This is a genomic window from Streptomyces sp. NPDC058697 (genome assembly GCF_042715345.1).
In the GTDB taxonomy this organism is placed as follows: Bacteria; Actinomycetota; Actinomycetes; order Streptomycetales; family Streptomycetaceae; genus Streptomyces; species Streptomyces liliifuscus.
Window position 1 is genome coordinate 1 of the sequence record NZ_JBHXSU010000006.1, and the last position, 16,765, is coordinate 16,765.

Consider the following 16,765-nt stretch of genomic DNA (forward strand, 5'->3'; position numbering starts at 1 on the left):
CCTTAAAGGGGCGCGGGGAACTGCGCGACAAGCCCCCACCCACCCGCACCCGACAACGCACCCCACGGGGTCTGGGGCGGAGCCCCAGGGGACGGGACGGGTAAGGGCGGCGGGGGCGAGGAAAAGGTCGTCAGGACCAGCGGCCCGTTCGGGTCAGGAGCAGGGCCGTCGCCGCCGTACCGGCCGTGGAGGTGCGCAGAACGCTGCGCCCCAGCCGACAGGCCTTCGCCCCGGCCTGCGCGAACGCAGCCAACTCCTCGGGCGAGACCCCACCTTCGGGCCCCACGACAAGCACGATCCGCCCGGAGGAAGGCAGTTCGGCGGAAGCCAACGGCTCGCTCCCGTACCCCCGGTCCTCATGCAACACCACCCCAAGGTCCACGTCGGCGAGAAACGCGACAACCTGCTTGGTCGTCATCGCGTCCGCGACCCGAGGAAACCGCACCCGCCGAGACTGCTTGCCCGCCTCACGCGCAGTGGCCCGCCACTTCCCGAGCGCCTTGAGCCCCCGCTCGCCCTTCCACTGCGTGATGCAGCGGGACGCGGCCCAGGGGACGATCTCGTCGACACCGGTCTCCGTCATCGTCTCGACGGCGAGTTCACCGCGGTCGCCCTTGGGCAGCGCCTGGACGACGGTGATACGGGGAGCCGGCTCGGGCTCCTCGCGCACCTCGGCGATACCCGTCACCACGAGCCGGTCCTTGCCCTCGGCCGCCTTGACGACACCCTCGGCCCAGCGCCCCCGCCCGTCGGTGAGGACGACGTCCTCGCCCGCCCGCAGCCGCTTCACGGACACGGCGTGCCGCCCCTCGGGGCCGTCGAGCACGAACTCGGGCCCGCCCGGCACCACGTCCACCACGAACACCGGGGCGGTCAACGGACCGGACCCCCGCCCGAGTTGGAAGACAACGCTGTCTTGGCGGCGGCGAGTTCGGCCGTGAGCACCTCGACCAGCTGCCCGGCGGGCAGCTCGCGCGCGAGCCGGTGGCCCTGTCCCGCCCACAGCGCCATCCCCTGCGCGTCCCCCGCCTTGGCAGCAGCCTTGCGGAGCGCGGAGGTGAGGTGGTGGACGTCCGGGTAGGCGGCGGGCGCGTACGGCCCGTGCTCGCGCATGAAGCGGTTCATCAGACCCCGCGCGGGCCGGCCGGAGAACGCACGCGTCAACTGCGTACGGACGAAGAGGGGGTTGGTCAGCGCCTGCTTGTGCACGGCGTTGGCGCCCGACTCGGGGGTGGCGAGGAACGCCGTGCCGAGTTGGGCGGCGCTCGCGCCCGCGGCGAGCGCGGCGGCGATCTGGCTGCCGCGCATGATGCCGCCGGCCGCGACGATCGGGATCTGCACGGTCTCGCGGACCTGCGCGATCAGCGAGAGCAGTCCGATGCCGGAGCCGTCGGTCTCCGGGTTGTCGCGGTGGGTGCCCTGGTGGCCGCCGGCCTCGACGCCCTGCACGATCACCGCGTCGGCGCCCGCCCACTGCACGGCCTGCGCCTCCTCGGCGGTGGTCGCCGTGACCAGGGTCAGCGTGCCGGCCCGGCTCAGGGAGTCCAGGACGTCACGCGTGGGGCAGCCGAAGTGGAAGGAGACGACCGGTACCGGGTTGTCGAGGAGTACGGCGAGCTTGGCGTCGTATCCGTCGTCGCGTCCGCTGTCGGGGTCGCCCAGTTCGGTCTCGTACCAGGAGGCCTCGCCGGCGAGCTGGTGGGCGTAGACCTCGACCGCGGCCGGGTCGGCGTACTCGGGCTGCGGCATGAACAGGTTCACGCCGAACGGGCGGCTGGTGGCGCCCCGCAACTGCTTGATCTCCTGGTACATGCCGTCGGCCGTTTTGTAGCCGGCGGCGAGGAAACCGAGCCCCCCGGCCTCGGACACGGCCGCTGCGAGCTGCGGCACGGAGACGCCGCCCGCCATGGGGGCCTGCACGATCGGGAGTGGGAAGAGATCGGTCAGCGCGGAGGACATGACGGCATGTTGTCACGTCCTCCGTACAAGTCCGAATCCGGCCTTCCCCCGGGCATAAGCCACGGGAATCACCCGGCGGGGGCCGAGGAGGAAAACCCTCAGCGCCCGTTGAACGCGTCCTTCAGCCTGGAGAACAGCCCCTGCTGCCCGGGTTGAAACTGACCCGTGGGCCGCTCCTCCCCCCGAAGCAGCGCGAGCTCGCGCAGCAGCCGTTCCTGCTCGGGATCAAGCTTGGTCGGCGTCATGACCTCGACATGCACGATGAGATCACCGCGCCCGCCACCGCGAAGGTGGGTGATTCCCCGCCCGTGCAACGGAATCGACTGCCCGGACTGCGTGCCCGGACGGATGTCGACCTCCTCCATCCCGTCGAGCGTCTCCAGCGGCACCTTGGTGCCGAGGGAGGCCGCGGTCATCGGGATGGTGACCGTGCAGTGCAGGTCGTCGCCGCGCCGCTGGAAGGTGGAGTGCGCGACCTCGTGGATCTCGACGTACAGGTCACCGGCGGGGCCGCCACCGGGCCCGACCTCGCCCTCGCCCGCGAGCTGGATCCGCGTGCCGTTGTCGACACCGGCGGGAATCTTCACGGTCAGCGTCCGGCGCGACCGCACCCGCCCGTCACCCGCGCACTCGGGGCACGGCGTCGGGACGACCGTGCCGAACCCCTGGCACTGCGGACACGGCCGGGACGTCATGACCTGACCCAGGAAGGACCGCGTGACCTGGGACACCTCGCCGCGCCCGCGGCACATGTCACAGGTCTGCGCGGAGGTGCCGGGCGCGGCGCCCTCGCCACTGCACGTCGTACACACGACGGCCGTGTCGACCTGGATGTCCTTCGTCGTGCCGAAGGCCGCCTCGTCGAGGTCGATCTCCAGCCGGATCATCGCGTCCTGGCCGCGCCGCGTGCGCGACCGGGGGCCCCGCTGCGACGCCGTACCGAAGAAGGCGTCCATGATGTCCGAGAAGTTCCCGAACCCGCCGGCGCCGAAGCCGCCCGCGCCCTGGCCGCCCGCCTGGGACAGCGGGTCACCGCCGAGGTCGTAGACCTGCTTCTTCTGCGGGTCCGACAACACCTCGTACGCGGCGTTGATCTCCTTGAAGCGCTCTTGCGTCTTCGGATCGGGATTGACGTCCGGATGCAGCTCGCGTGCGAGCCGCCGGAATGCCTTCTTGATCTCGTCCTGGGACGCGTCGCGGCGCACGCCGAGTACGGCGTAGTAGTCCGTGGCCACTTACGACTCCGCCAGGATCTGTCCTACGTACCGTGCCACCGCTCGTACCGCTCCCATCGTTCCGGGGTAATCCATGCGCGTCGGTCCGACGACGCCAAGTTTTGCTACTGCCTCGACGCCCGAACCGTAGCCGACGGAGACGACGGACGTGGAGTTGAGTCCCTCATGGGCGTTCTCGTGACCGATCCGTACGGCCATGCCCGAATCATTGACCTCACCAAGGAGTTTGAGGAGCACGACCTGCTCTTCAAGTGCCTCCAGCACCGGACGGATGGTGAGGGGAAAGTCATGTCCGAAGCGGGTCAGATTGGCGGTGCCGCCGATCATCAGCCGCTCCTCGGTCTCCTCGACGAGGGTCTCCATGAGGGTGGAGAGCACCGTCGCGACCGTACCCCGGTCGTCCGACTCGAAAGCGTCGGGGAGATCCTGCACCAGCTGCGGGACGTCCGCGAAACGGCGGCCCGCGATCCGGCTGTTGAGCCGCGCGCGTAGATCCGCCACAGAGGCCTCCCCGAAGGGCGCCGGGCAGTCCACCATGCGCTGCTCGACCCGGCCGGTGTCCGTGATCAGTACGAGCATGACGCGGGCCGGGGCCAGCGACAGCAGCTCCACATGACGCACGGTCGAGCGGGTGAGCGAGGGGTACTGCACGACGGCGACCTGCCGGGTGAGCTGCGCGAGGAGCCGGACGGTCCGCCCCACGACGTCGTCGAGGTCGACGGCGTTGTCGAGGAAGCTGTGGATCGCCCGCCGCTCCGGCGCGGTCATCGGCTTGACGCCCGCGAGTCTGTCGACGAAGAGGCGGTAGCCCTTGTCCGTCGGGATGCGGCCGGCGCTGGTGTGCGGCTGGGCGATGTAGCCCTCGTCCTCAAGGACGGCCATATCGTTACGGACGGTCGCCGGGGAGACGCCCAGCCGGTGGCGCTCCGTGAGCGCCTTGGAACCGACCGGCTCCTCGGTGCCCACATAGTCCTGGACGATGGCGCGCAGCACTTCGAGCCTGCGTTCACTGAGCATCGCGCACACCTCCAGCTGGTCTTCCCCGCGGTCTTCGATGCGGTCCTCGATCATCTCGATCGCCTTGCCTGGCACTCAGCCCGCACGAGTGCCAGCATCCCCGCGCCAAGTGTACGGCCGGTAGGTGCGCCCCGGGCAAGGGCGGCCCCGCGATGTCACGACGACGTGTACGGGGCTGTCCTGCTCTGTCCCGACTACTGTCTGCGCACTTCATGGGGCGTAGAGCTAGCGTCGGCGTATGAGGGTGACTTGGGAAGAGGCAGGGTGGGAGGAACTGGGGCCGCGTGTGGGGCGCTGCCGGCTTCCGGGGTGGGACTGCACGGTCGGGCTCGTGGTGGGCGAGGGTGCGGCGCTCATGATCGACGCCGGGTCGGGGCTGCGGGAGGGCGCGCGGCTGCGTACGGAGGCGCGGCGGTTGCTCGGGGGCGGGCGGGTCACCCATCTCGCGCTCACCCACCCGCACTTCGACCACGTCTTCGGCGCGGCGGCGTTCGCGGGGGTCGAGGTCTTCGGCGCGGTCGGCCTCGATCGGGTGCTCGTCGACGGCCGGGACGAGCTGCTGGCGGACGCCGTACGCAACGGCGCCGATCCGGGCGAGGCGACCGAGGCGGCGGACCTCCTCGTCCGCCCCCGACACCTCGTCTCCGGCGAGTGGACCCTCGACCTGGGCGGCGGCATACAGGTCCTACTGGCAAACGCGGGCCCGGGCCACACGGGCCACGACCTGGCGGTCTTCATCCCGGCAAGCGCCGGAGCCCTCGGCGACTCGGGCGGCCTCGGCGGCTCCGGCGGCCCTGGCAGTCTCGGCGGCCCCGGCGGATCAGGCGGTCCCAGCGGTCCGAGCGGTCCGAGCGGTCCCGGCGGGTCCTGGACCAGTTCGCCGGAGATCGTCTTCTGTGGGGACCTCGTCGAGGAGTCCGGTGAACCTCAGGCGGGCCCCGACGCCGTCCCCTCCCGTTGGCCCGCAGCCCTGGACCGGCTGCTGGCACTCGGGGGCGAGGACGCGGTGTACGTGCCCGGCCACGGGGCGGCGGTCGACGCCGGGTTCGTACGGGCCCAACGGGACGCGCTGGCACAGCGTTTCGGCGTGTCGTAGGGAGCCCGTGACCCTGCCGCAGGAGGCTCGTCGGCGTGTCGTAGGGGGGCTCGGTGCGCCGGGCGGGGGCCTTCTCCTATCGTCATCCGAATGCGCCAGTACTCAGCGGACCTGACCCCTCCGTGGAAGAAGCCCAAGCCCGTGCCCGAGGTGGCGGCGGAGCCGGGGCTCGTGGTCGAGGAGCCCGGGACCGGGTTCTGCGGTGCCGTGATCCGTTGCGAGGCGGGGACGGTCACCCTGGAGGACCGCTTCGGCAAGCACCGGGTGTTTCCGCTGGAGCCCCGGGGGTTCCTGCTGGAGGGGCGCGTGGTGACGCTGGTGCGCCCGTCGTCCGCACCCGTACGCCCCACTCGTACGGCCTCCGGTTCGGTTGCCGTGCCCGGGGCCCGGGCACGGGTCGCCCGGGCGGGACGCATCTACGTCGAGGGGCGGCACGACGCGGAGCTGGTCGAACGGGTCTGGGGTGACGACCTCCGGATCGAGGGTGTCGTCGTCGAGTACCTGGAGGGCATCGACGATCTGCCCGCCATCGTCGAGGAGTTCGACCCGGGAGCGGATGCGCGGCTGGGGGTGCTGGTCGACCATCTCGTTCCCGGCACGAAGGAGTCGCGGATCGCGGAGGCCGTGACGAGCGAGTACGCGCTTGTCGTGGGGCATCCGTACATCGACGTCTGGGAGGCCGTGAAGCCGGCGTCCGTCGGCATCCCCGGCTGGCCCCGCGTACCGCGCGGGCAGGACTGGAAGACGGGGGTCTGCCGGGCGCTGGGCTGGCCCGACAACACGGGTGCCGCGTGGCAGCGGATCCTTGGCTCGGTCCACTCCTACCGAGACCTTGAGCCGGAGCTACTGGGCCGCGTGGAAGAACTGATCGACTTCGTCACGGCCCCGGAGTGAGCGAGGCGGCCAACGGGCTTTTCCTCGCCCCCGCCGCCCCTACCCATTCCCGTCACTTACTCGGGGGCTCCGCCCCCGAACCCCCAAAAGACTGCGCAGTTCCCCGCGCCCCTAGGTCTTTAGGGGCGCGGGGAACTGCGCGAGCAACCCACGACGGCCCGCACCCGACAACGAACCCCACGGGGTCTGGGGCGGAGCCCCAGAAGGACGGGAATGGGTAGGGGCGGCGGGGGCGAAAACAGGCCCTCAGTCCACCAGGTCCCGCACCACCGCGTCAGCGAGCAACCGCCCCCGCAGAGTGAGCACCGCACTCCCGGCCACGTACGGCCCAGCCTGAAGGAGCCCGTCCGAGAGGGCACGACGAGACGCCGCAAGCCCATCCCCGTGAAGCAGAGCAAGCGGAACCCCCTCAAGAAGCCGCAACTCCAGCAGAATCCGCTCCACCCGCCGGTCCTCCTCGGACAGAAGCTCCCGCCCGGCCCCGGGCGACCTCCCCGCCGCCAGAGCCCCCGCATACGCCCCCGGATGTTTTACGTTCCACCAGCGAACACCCCCCACATGGGAGTGCGCCCCGGGCCCGGCCCCCCACCAGTCGGCCCCCCGCCAGTACAGCTCGTTGTGAAGGCACCGCCCGGCATCGGACGTGGCCCAGTTGGAGACCTCGTACCAGGAGAAGCCCGCCGCGGAGAGGCGGTCCTCCGCGATGAGGTACCGGTCGGCGTGCACGTCGTCGTCGGTCATGGGCACCTCCCCCCGCCGGATGCGCCGCGCGAGCTGTGTCCCCTCCTCGACGATCAGGGCGTACGCCGACACATGGTCGGGCCCGGCACCGATCGCCGCGTCGAGCGAGGCCCGCCAGTCGTCGTCGCTCTCACCGGGCGTGCCGTAGATGAGGTCGAGGTTGACGTGGTCGAACCCGGCCGCGCGGGCCTCGGCGACACAGGCCTCGGGCCGGCCGGGCGTGTGCGTACGGTCCAGCACGCGCAGCACGTGCTGCCGCGCGCTCTGCATGCCGAAGGAGACGCGGTTGAACCCGCCCTCCCGGAGCGCGGCCAGATAGGCGGGGTCCACCGACTCCGGGTTCGCCTCCGTGGTGATCTCCGCGTCCGCCGCGAGCCCGAACTCGTCCCGGATCGCCCCCAGCATCCGTACGAGATCGTCGGCGGCCAGCAGTGTGGGCGTACCGCCGCCGACGAAGACCGTGCGGACGGGCCGCGGGTCGTCGCCGAGGACCTTGCGGGCCAGGCGGATCTCGTCGATCAGGGTCGAGGCGTAGTTGTCGCGGGAGGCGAGCACGCCCCCCGAGCCGCGCAGCTCCGTCGCCGTGTACGTGTTGAAGTCGCAGTAGCCGCAGCGCGTGGCGCAGTACGGGACGTGGAGGTAGAACCCGAGCGGACGGTCGGCCGCGCCGGCCAGGGCGTGCGCGGGCAGCACCCCGTCGTCGGGGACGGGCTCGCCGTCGGGAAGTGCGGAAGGCATGTACTCCATTGTCCAGCACTCTCAGCACTCCCCACCCGGCCCTCGCCCAGCCCCCTCCGTCTACTCCCTCTACCTAATCCCTCTACTCCGCCTGCAGCACCAGCAACGCCAGGTCGTCCTCCGGCGGCTTGCCGCCGAACTCGTGGACCAGGCGGCGGATCCGCTCGGCGATCAGCTCGGCGCTCAGGCCCACGCACCCGGCGAGCGCGGCGGCGAGGCCGTCGTCGTCGTCGAACTGCCGGTGCCCGCTGCGGCGCTCGGTCACGCCGTCCGTGACGCACAGGAGGCTGTCGCCGGGGCGCAGCTCGAAGGTCCCGCAGAGGTAGCTGGCGTCCTCGAAGACACCGAGGAGGGTCTGCGGCTGGGCCACCTCTCCGACCGCCCCGGACGGTTGCAGAAGCAACGGCAGCGGGTGCCCGGCGGAGGCGACCGTGCAGTGCACTCCGCCGTCGAAGGGCACCAGCTCGCCGTAGAGGAGGGAGAGGAAGCGGGTCTGCGGGCCCTCGTCCGCGAGCCCGGTGCCGCCCGCGGACACCAGGGCCCGGGCGGCCGCGTCGGAGGCCTCGGTCGCGTCGTCGAGGAGCAGCTGGTTGAGGCGGTCGAGGACGTCGGGCACCTCGTACCCCTCCCGGGCGAGGAGCCGCAGCCACGGCCGGGCGAGACCGATCACCACGGCCGCCTCGGGCCCCTTGCCCTGTACGTCGCCGAGGGCGAAGCACCAGCGGCCGTCACCGGCGGGGAAGAGATCGTAGAAGTCCCCGCTGGGTCCGCCCTTGTCGCACGGCTCGTAGACGAGCGCGCTGCGTACGCCGGGGATCTCGGCGACCGCCCCGGGCAGCAGCCCGCGCTGCAGTACGCGGCTGATGGTGGCCTGGCGTGCGTACTGCCGGGCCGCGCCAATGGCGAGCGCGACGCGGCGGCCGAGGTCCTCGACGAGCCCTGTGATCTCGTCGGGGAAGCGGGTCTGTCCGGCCCGGCCGATGACCAGCGTGCCGAGCGGTCTGCCGCCCGCGATCAGCCGGAACGCGAGTGCCGATCCGCCGGTCGCCCGTGCTCCCAGCGCCTCGGCGGGCCACGGCACGGGCACGGGTCCCGCGTGGTGCGATTCGGGCAGCTCGGGCGGGTCCTTCTCCAGGAGCCGGCGCAGTTCCTCGATGCGGTTCTCGCTGCCGTGCCAGACACGGGCGAGCCGTGGCCCGCCGACGACACCCCCGTCGGAGCGGCCCGGGGCCTCGTCCTCCAGCCACACCGCGCACCAGTCGGCGAGCCGCGGGACGAGCAGCTGCCCGGTGAGCGCGGCGACCAGGTCCTCGTCGAGCTGCCCGGCGAGCAGGTCGGAGGCCTCGGCGAGGAAGGAGAGGACGCCGCGGCTGCGCCAGTCCTGGTCCTGCATGCCGCGCCGGGGTGCGGGGGCGAGGATCTCGGCGGCCCGCTGCCCGCGCCGCAGCGCGTGTTCGCCGTCGTACGCCTCCGCCTCCTCCTCGACGGTCGCGATCCCGTCGACGGGCAGGCGTGCCCACACGGTCTTGACGCCGGTGCGGTAGGTGATGCCCCAGGCATCGGAGAGCGCGGAGACCAGGCGCAGGCCCCGGCCGTACTCGACGGTGTCGTACGGCCGCTCGGCCCCGTCGTCGCGCACCGCGCGCGCGGGGTGGTGGTCGGAGACCTCTACGACGAGGACGCCGGAACCGGAACCGGGGCCGGGGCCGGGGCCGGGGCCGGGCCGCCCTGCCTCGGAGTCACCGCCCGAGCCGTCACGCGAACCGTCACGCTTGTCGCTGCCCGAACCGTCACGCCTGTCGCTGCCCGAACCCTCGTGCGAGCCGTCACGCGAAACGGCCACCCGTACGGCCCCGGAGTCCGCCGCAGCGGCCGCCGGGCAGTCCTCCGAGCAACGGCCGAGCCGGCACAGCAGCTCCACGTCCGTGCCGGCGTGCACCACCGCGTTCGTGACGAGTTCGCTGACCACCACCATGGCGTCAGCGACGAGCAGGTCGGTGATGAACTCGGTGCCGGGCAGGGCGAGTTCGGTCCATTCGGCAAGCGCGGTACGGACGAACCGGCGGGCGGCGCCCGGCGCGAGAGGGTTGCCCGGCAAGGACGTACGCGCCACCGCCCGCGGGCGCTCTGGCGCCTCAGAAGCACGGGCCATGGACTCCCGTTGCGTCGGTATGGGCCCCACTGTGCGGCTCCCGGAGCAGTTCGGACGAATACACCTCAGGCGATGCGGACAGAGTGACAGACTGGCCACGCCCATAAGCGCCGAGTTACCGAAGTTGGGCCACCATGAGTGAGAACAGTGCTACGCGTGTGCTCGAAGACGGACAGATTCGGGCATCAGACCTGCGTCCCCTGCTCGCCGCCATGACCTCCGCCCGGGACGGCGACTTCAGCAAAGTGCCTGAATCCGGCCACGGGCTGGCGGCCGAGCTGGTCACCGTGTTCAACCAGATCCTGGACCGCAGCCTGCACTTCAACTCCGAGGTGCAGCGCGTCCGCCGGGAGCTCGTACGCCACGGCCGGCTCGACGAGCGGCTGTCCGCGAGCCCGGGGCAGGGCCACTGGACGACCCGGGTCAACGACGTGAACCAGCTGCTGGACGCGCTGGTGGCACCGGCCGCCAACGCGACACGTGTGCTCGACGCGGTGGCGGGCGGCGACCTGACCCAGCGCGTCGACCTGCACGACGGCAACCGTCAACTGCGGGGCGATCTGCGCCGGTTGGGCCGGACGGTCAACAGGATGGTCGATCAGCTGTCCCTCTTCACCGGTGAGGTGACCCGGGTGGCCCGCGAGGTCGGCACGGAGGGGCGGCTGGGCGGTCGCGCCAAGGTGACGGGCCTGTCGGGCAGTTGGCGGGACGTGACCGAGGCCGTCAACACGATGGCGTCCCGGCTGACCGCCCAGGTCCGTGACATCGCCCTGGTCACCACGGCGGTGGCGCGCGGCGACCTGACCCGTACGGTGACGGTCGAGGCGACCGGTGAGCTGCTCGAACTGAAGCTGACCGTGAACACGATGGTCGACCAGCTCTCCGCCTTCGCCGACGAGGTCACCCGCGTGGCCCGCGAGGTGGGTACGGAAGGCCAGTTGGGCGGCCGGGCCCAGGTGCGCGGGGTGTCCGGGGTCTGGAAGGACCTCACCGACAACGTCAACTTCATGGCCTCGAACCTGACCTCACAGGTCCGCAACATCGCCCAGGTCACCACGGCCGTGGCCAACGGCGACCTGAGCCAGAAGATCACGGTCGACGCACAGGGCGAGATCCTGGAGCTGAAGTCGACGATCAACACGATGGTCGACCAGCTCTCCGCCTTCGCCGACGAGGTCACCCGCGTCGCCCGCGAGGTCGGCACCGAGGGAAACCTCGGCGGGCGGGCTCAAGTGCGCGGCGTGTCCGGGGTCTGGAAGGACCTCACCGACAACGTCAACTTCATGGCGGACAACCTGACTTCACAGGTCCGCAACATCGCGCTCGTCTCCACCGCCGTGGCCCAGGGAGACCTCGGCAAGAAGATCACGGTGGAGGCCAAGGGCGAGATCCTGGAGCTGAAGTCGACGATCAACACGATGGTCGACCAGCTCTCCGCCTTCGCCGACGAAGTCACCCGCGTCGCCCGCGAAGTCGGCACCGAAGGAAACCTCGGCGGCCAGGCTCAAGTGCGCGGCGTCTCCGGCGTCTGGAAGGACCTCACCGACAACGTCAACTTCATGGCCCTGAACCTGACTTCACAGGTGCGGAACATCGCCCAGGTGACAACAGCCGTGGCCAACGGCAACCTCGGCAAGAAGATCACGGTCGACGCGCGCGGCGAGATCCTGGAGCTGAAGGACACCGTCAACACGATGGTGGAGCAGTTGCGTGCATTCGCCGACGAGGTGACCCGGGTGGCCCGCGAGGTCGGCACCGACGGACGGCTCGGCGGCCGCGCCCAGGTCCTCGGTGTGTCCGGCGTCTGGCGGGACCTGACCGACAACGTCAACTACATGGCGGACAACCTGACTTCGCAGGTCCGCAACATCGCCCAGGTCACCACGGCCGTGGCCAACGGCGACCTCTCCAAGAAGATCGACGTGGACGCGCGCGGCGAGATCCTGGAGCTGAAGACGGCCATCAACACGATGGTCGACACGCTCTCCTCCTTCTCCTCCGAGGTCACCCGCGTGGCCCGCGAGGTCGGTTCCGAGGGCCAACTCGGCGGCCAGGCACGGGTCGAGGGCGTGTACGGCACCTGGAAGCGCCTGACGACGAACGTGAACGAGCTGGCGTCCAACCTCACCACCCAGGTCCGCGCGATCGCCGAGGTCGCCTCGGCCGTGGCCCAGGGCGACATGTCCCGCTCGATCACCGTGGAGACACAGGGCGAGGTCGCCGAGCTGAAGGACAACATCAACCTGATGGTGTCCAACCTGCGCGAGACCACCCGCGCGAAGGACTGGCTGGAGTCCAACCTGGCCCGTCTGGCCGCGCTGATGCAGGGCCACCGCGACCTGATGGAGGTCGCCGACCTGCTCCTGCGCGAGCTGACCCCGCTGGTGAACGCCCAGTACGGCGCGTTCTTCCTGGCCGACCCGGACGAGGAGAGCGCCTCTCTCCGTACGACCGTTCCCACGAAGGGACTGGCGTTCATCGCCGGGTACGGCTCGGCGCAGGGCGCCACGGTCGAGACGGGCGGCCTCCCGGTGCACGGTCTGGTCCAGCAGGCGGCCCGCGAGAAGAAGCGGATCCTCGTCGAGGAGGCCCCACCGGACTACATCAAGATCAACAGCGGGCTCGGGGAGGCGGCCCCCGCCAGCGTGGTCATCATCCCGATCCTCTTCGAGGACAAGCTCCTCGGTGTGATCGAGCTGGCCTCCTTCTCCCGCTTCTCGGACGTGCACCTGGCGTTCTTCGACCAGTTCGTGAACACCATCGCCGTCGCGATCAACACCATCATCGCCAACTCCCGTACGGAGTCCTTGCTCGGCGAGTCGCAGCGCCTCGCCATGCAGCTCCAGGAACGCTCGGACGAACTCCAGATGCAGCAGGCCGAGTTGCAGCGCTCGAACGCCGAACTGGAGGAGAAGGCGGCGCTGTTGGCCACCAGCTCGCAGTACAAGTCGGAGTTCCTGGCGAACATGTCGCACGAACTGCGCACCCCGCTCAACTCGTTACTGATTCTCGCCCGGCTGCTCTCCGACAACCCTGACGGTCATCTCTCGGACCAGGAGGTGCAGTTCGCGACGACGATCCACCGCTCGGGCTCCGACCTCCTCCAGCTGATCAACGACATCCTCGACCTGTCGAAGATCGAGGCCGGCCGGATGGACGTACGCCCGAAGAAGCTGCCGCTGATCAAGCTGCTCGACTACGTCCACGCCACGTTCCGGCCGCTCACCCTGGACCGGGGGCTCGCCTTCGAGGTGTCGGTCGGCGAGGACGTACCGCGCGAGATGTACTCGGACGAGCAGCGGCTCCAGCAGATCCTGCGCAATCTGCTCTCGAACGCGATCAAGTTCACCGCGACGGGCCGGGTCGAGCTGCGCGTCAACCGTGTCAAGGACCCCGAGCACCTCTACACCCGCGACAAGAGCGACAACGTGATCGCCTTCGCGGTCTCCGACACCGGCATCGGCATCGCCCCGGAAAAACTCCCGGTGATCTTCGAGGCGTTCCAGCAGGCCGACGGCACGACGAACCGCAAGTACGGCGGCACCGGCCTCGGCCTGTCCATCAGCCGGGAGATCGCAGGCCTGCTGGGCGGCCGCATCATCGCCGAGAGCATGCCCGGCAGGGGTTCCACCTTCACGCTGTACGTGCCGGTCGTCAGCCCCGGCCACTCGGCGACCGAGCCGGGCGCCGAGGAGCAGGCCCTGCCCATGCCCGAGCAGCTGTCCTCCGAGCCCTACACCGTCCACGACCAGGACGACAGCTGGCCGGCACCCACCAAACTGGAGGCGTGGAAGGCGGGGCGGGCAGGCCAAGTCCTGCCTGGGCGGCGGGTGTTGATCGTGGACGACGACATCCGCAACGTCTTCGCGCTCACCCACGTACTGGGCCGGGTCGGGATGCCCGTCCTGTACGCGGAGAACGGGCGCGAGGGCATCGAGACACTGGAGCGCAACCCCGACGTCCAACTCGTACTGATGGACATCATGATGCCGGAGATGGACGGCTACGAAACCATCTCCGCCATCCGCCGCACCCCGCAATGGGCCGGACTTCCCATCGTCGCCCTCACCGCCAAGGCGATGCCGGGCGACCGCGAGAAGTCCATCGCGCGCGGTGCGAACGACTACGTACCCAAGCCGGTGGACGTCGATCAGCTGCTGACCGTCGTCTGTGCGCTCCTGGACCCCGAGAGCACGGATGCCGAGGAGCAGGGCCTCTCCGTCGCGACCGGCGCGGCGGAACCCCTCGGTTCCGGCGCGCCCGAACCCGTCGCATCGGAGGAGCCCACCATCCCGCCGGCGACCCAATGAGGCAGGCAGTCAATCACCATGAGCACTGAAGGCTCGACCGACGAGCGCGCCAGCATCCTCCTCGTGGACGACATGGAGGACAACCTGATCGCGCTGGAGGCCGTCCTGGGGTCCCTCAACGAACCGCTCGTACGCGCCCGTTCGGGCGAGGAGGCGATGAAGGCGCTGCTGCGCCAGCGGTTCGCCGTCGTGCTTCTCGACATCCGGATGCCGGGCATGGACGGTTTCGAGACGGCCGCGAACATCAAGCGGCTCGACCAGACCAAGGACGTACCGATCATCTTCCTGACCGGCACGGACTCCGACGCGGGCTACGCGTTCCGCGGGTACGCGACCGGGGCCGCCGACTATCTGACCAAGCCGTTCGACCCCTGGGTGCTGCGGGCCAAGGTGACCGTCTTCCTCGATCTGCACCGCAAGAACCGGCAGTTGGAGCGGATGCTCGCCCGCGAGCAGGCACAGTTCGACGAACTCGCCGACCGCCTGCGCGCGATCGAGACCCACATGGCGACCAGCGACCTCAAGGACGTCCTCGAACTGCGCCACCACATACGCCACATGGAGGACCTACTCCGCGAAATGCGAAAGGGACGGGGCCTATGACAGTTCCCCGCGCCCCTGCAAGGGGCGCGGGGAACTGCGCGACCAGCCACAACGACCCCGCAGACGAACAAACACTCTCCCCGCGAAGCGCTACGCCTCGCGCGATCCCGCGTACATCTCGTCGATCAGGTGCTTGTACTCCCGCTCGACGACCGGCCGCTTCAGCTTCAGGCTCGGGGTCAGTTCGCCGTGTTCGATGTCGAGGTCGCGCGGAAGGAGCTTGAACTTCTTGATGGTCTGCCAGCGCTGGAGGCCCTCGTTGAGCGTCCTGACATAGCCGTCGATGAGCTCGATCGTCGCGGGGGCGGCGACGACCTCGGCGTACGGCCTGCCCGACAGGCCGTTGTCCGCGGCCCAGCCGAGAATCGACGGCTCGTCGAGGGCGATGAGGGCGGTGCAGAAGTTCCGGTCGGCGCCGTGCACGAGGATGTTGGAGACGTACGGGCAGACGGCCTTGAACTGGCCCTCGACCTCGGCGGGCGCGATGTACTTGCCGCCCGAGGTCTTGATGAGGTCCTTCTTGCGGTCCGTGATGCGCAGATAGCCGTCGGGGGACAGCTCGCCGATGTCGCCGGTGTGGAACCAGCCGTCGGACTCCAGCACCTCTGCGGTCTTCTCGGGCAGCCCGTGGTAGCCCTCCATGATGCCGGGGCCGCGCAGCAGGATCTCGCCGTCGTCCGCGATCCGCACCTCGGTGCCGGGCAGCGGCTTGCCGACCGTGCCCGTGCGGTACGCCTCGCCGGGGTTCACAAAGGAGGCGGCGGACGACTCCGTGAGTCCGTACCCCTCCAGGATGTGGATGCCGGCGCCCGCGAAGAAGAAGCCGATCTCGGGCGCGAGGGCCGCCGACCCGGAGACACAGGCGCGCAGGTTGCCGCCGAAGGCCTCGCGGATCTTGGCGTAGACGAGCGCGTCGGCGACCTTGTGCTTGGCCGAGAGGCCGAAGGGCGCGGAGGCGGTGCCGGTACGGCGGAAGTTGTCCTGCGTGGCCTTCGCGTACTCGCGGGAGAGGCCGGCGGCCCACTGGAAGATCTTGTACTTGGCACCGCCGCCCGCACGGGCCTTCGCGGCAACCCCGTTGTAGACCTTCTCGAAGATCCGCGGGACGGCAGCCATGTACGTCGGCTGCACGACCGGCAGGTTCTCGATGATCTTGTCGACGCGGCCGTCGACGGCCGTGACGTGCCCGACCTCGATCTGGCCGGACGTGAGCACCTTGCCGAAGACGTGCGCGAGGGGCAGCCACAGGTACTGGACGTCCTCCTGGCCGACCAGACCCGTCGCGGCGATGGCCTTCGCCATGTACGACCAGTTGTCGTGCGGCAGCCGGACACCCTTGGGGCGGCCCGTGGTGCCTGAGGTGTAGATGAGGGTGGCCAGCTGGTCCTTGGTGATCGCCCCGACCTTCTCCTTGACCAGGTCGGGGTTCTTCTCCAGGTACGCGGCGCCGCGGGTCTCCAGCTCGGCGAGCGTGAGGACCCACTCGTCGGACTCCACGCCGGCCGGGTCGATCACCACGACATGGGTCAGCTCGGGCAGGTCACCGCGCTTGTCCCGGGCCTTGGCGAGCTGCGCCGCGTCCTCCGCGATCAGCACCTTGCTCTCGGAGTCGGCCAGGATGAAGGCCGACTCCTCGGCGTTCGTCTGCGGGTACACGGTGGTCGTCGCCGCGCCCGCGCACATGATGCCGAGGTCAGCGAGGATCCACTCGACGCGGGTCGAGGAGGCGAGCGCGACGCGCTGCTCCGGCTGCACACCCAGCTCGATCAGACCGGCCGCGATCGCGAAGACCCGGTCGGCCGCCTGCGTCCAGCTCAGGGACTTCCAGTCGTCCGGGCCCTCGCCCGAGGCCGACGGCACCGGGTAGCGGTACGCCTCCGCGTCAGGCGTCGCCGCCACGCGCTCCAGGAAGAGGGCCGCCACGGACGGCGGACGGTTCTCGATCAGGGTCTGTGTGTCGCTCACGACATCCTCCGGGGCCCGCGACAGTGCGTGTGGCTGGCTGATTGCGGTTGGCTCT

At 70.4% G+C, this 16,765-nt stretch carries 11 protein-coding genes; 4 read left to right on the top strand and 7 right to left on the bottom strand.

Going from position 1 to position 16,765, the window contains the following annotated elements; translation table 11 throughout:
• Positions 1-130: 130 nt before the first annotated feature.
• From ACFWXQ_RS16070 to hrcA, 4 genes are all read right to left on the bottom strand, one after another.
• Positions 131-877 carry a 16S rRNA (uracil(1498)-N(3))-methyltransferase gene (locus tag ACFWXQ_RS16070; RefSeq protein WP_383956091.1) on the bottom strand — a complete coding sequence of 249 codons (747 nt, stop codon included), beginning with the start codon at positions 875-877 and terminating at the stop codon, positions 131-133.
• Entirely contained in the window at positions 874-1,959 is a 1,086-nt protein-coding gene (locus ACFWXQ_RS16075; RefSeq protein WP_383956088.1) for a nitronate monooxygenase, read from the bottom strand. Before ACFWXQ_RS16075 ends, ACFWXQ_RS16070 begins: the two co-directional genes overlap by 4 nt.
• Positions 1,960-2,057: 98 nt before the next feature.
• Complete coding sequence (gene dnaJ / locus ACFWXQ_RS16080) at positions 2,058-3,194, bottom strand: molecular chaperone DnaJ (RefSeq protein WP_383956084.1); 1,137 nt, start codon at positions 3,192-3,194, stop codon at positions 2,058-2,060.
• Positions 3,195-4,211 (bottom strand): heat-inducible transcriptional repressor HrcA, encoded by a 1,017-nt coding sequence (gene hrcA, locus ACFWXQ_RS16085; protein ID WP_055615606.1) that lies wholly within the window; start codon positions 4,209-4,211, stop codon positions 3,195-3,197. It lies immediately after the preceding gene.
• Positions 4,212-4,449: 238 nt separating this feature from the next.
• On the opposite strand from hrcA, the gene ACFWXQ_RS16090 reads away from it, so the two are divergent.
• Both ACFWXQ_RS16090 and ACFWXQ_RS16095 read left to right on the top strand, forming a co-directional pair.
• Positions 4,450-5,307, top strand: a complete 858-nt coding sequence (locus ACFWXQ_RS16090; RefSeq protein ID WP_383956082.1) for an MBL fold metallo-hydrolase — start codon at positions 4,450-4,452, stop codon at positions 5,305-5,307.
• Positions 5,308-5,397: 90 nt separating this feature from the next.
• A complete protein-coding gene (locus ACFWXQ_RS16095) occupies positions 5,398-6,201 on the top strand; it encodes a DUF3097 domain-containing protein (protein WP_383956079.1) in 804 nt (267 codons plus the stop codon).
• 246 nt (positions 6,202-6,447) lie between these two features.
• Here the strand turns inward: ACFWXQ_RS16095 and hemW are convergent, their stop codons facing one another.
• On the bottom strand, positions 6,448-7,680 hold the full coding sequence (gene hemW, locus ACFWXQ_RS16100; RefSeq protein WP_383951753.1) for a radical SAM family heme chaperone HemW: 1,233 nt from the start codon (positions 7,678-7,680) through the stop codon (positions 6,448-6,450).
• Between the two features lie 82 nt (positions 7,681-7,762).
• Positions 7,763-9,832, bottom strand: coding sequence for a SpoIIE family protein phosphatase (locus ACFWXQ_RS16105; protein WP_383951751.1), 2,070 nt, complete (start codon positions 9,830-9,832; stop codon positions 7,763-7,765).
• A gap of 212 nt (positions 9,833-10,044) precedes the next feature.
• Here ACFWXQ_RS16105 and ACFWXQ_RS16110 point away from each other — a divergent pair, with 212 nt between their 5' ends.
• Together ACFWXQ_RS16110 and ACFWXQ_RS16115 are read left to right on the top strand one after the other, a co-directional pair.
• Positions 10,045-14,142, top strand: a complete 4,098-nt coding sequence (locus ACFWXQ_RS16110) for a HAMP domain-containing protein (RefSeq protein WP_383951748.1) — start codon at positions 10,045-10,047, stop codon at positions 14,140-14,142.
• Between the two features lie 18 nt (positions 14,143-14,160).
• A complete protein-coding gene (locus ACFWXQ_RS16115; protein WP_359714785.1) occupies positions 14,161-14,745 on the top strand; it encodes a response regulator in 585 nt (194 codons plus the stop codon).
• Positions 14,746-14,835: 90 nt separating this feature from the next.
• Here ACFWXQ_RS16115 and ACFWXQ_RS16120 read toward each other — a convergent pair whose 3' ends face one another.
• On the bottom strand, positions 14,836-16,710 hold the full coding sequence (locus tag ACFWXQ_RS16120) for an AMP-dependent synthetase/ligase (RefSeq protein ID WP_383951745.1): 1,875 nt from the start codon (positions 16,708-16,710) through the stop codon (positions 14,836-14,838).
• Positions 16,711-16,765 lie beyond the last annotated feature (55 nt).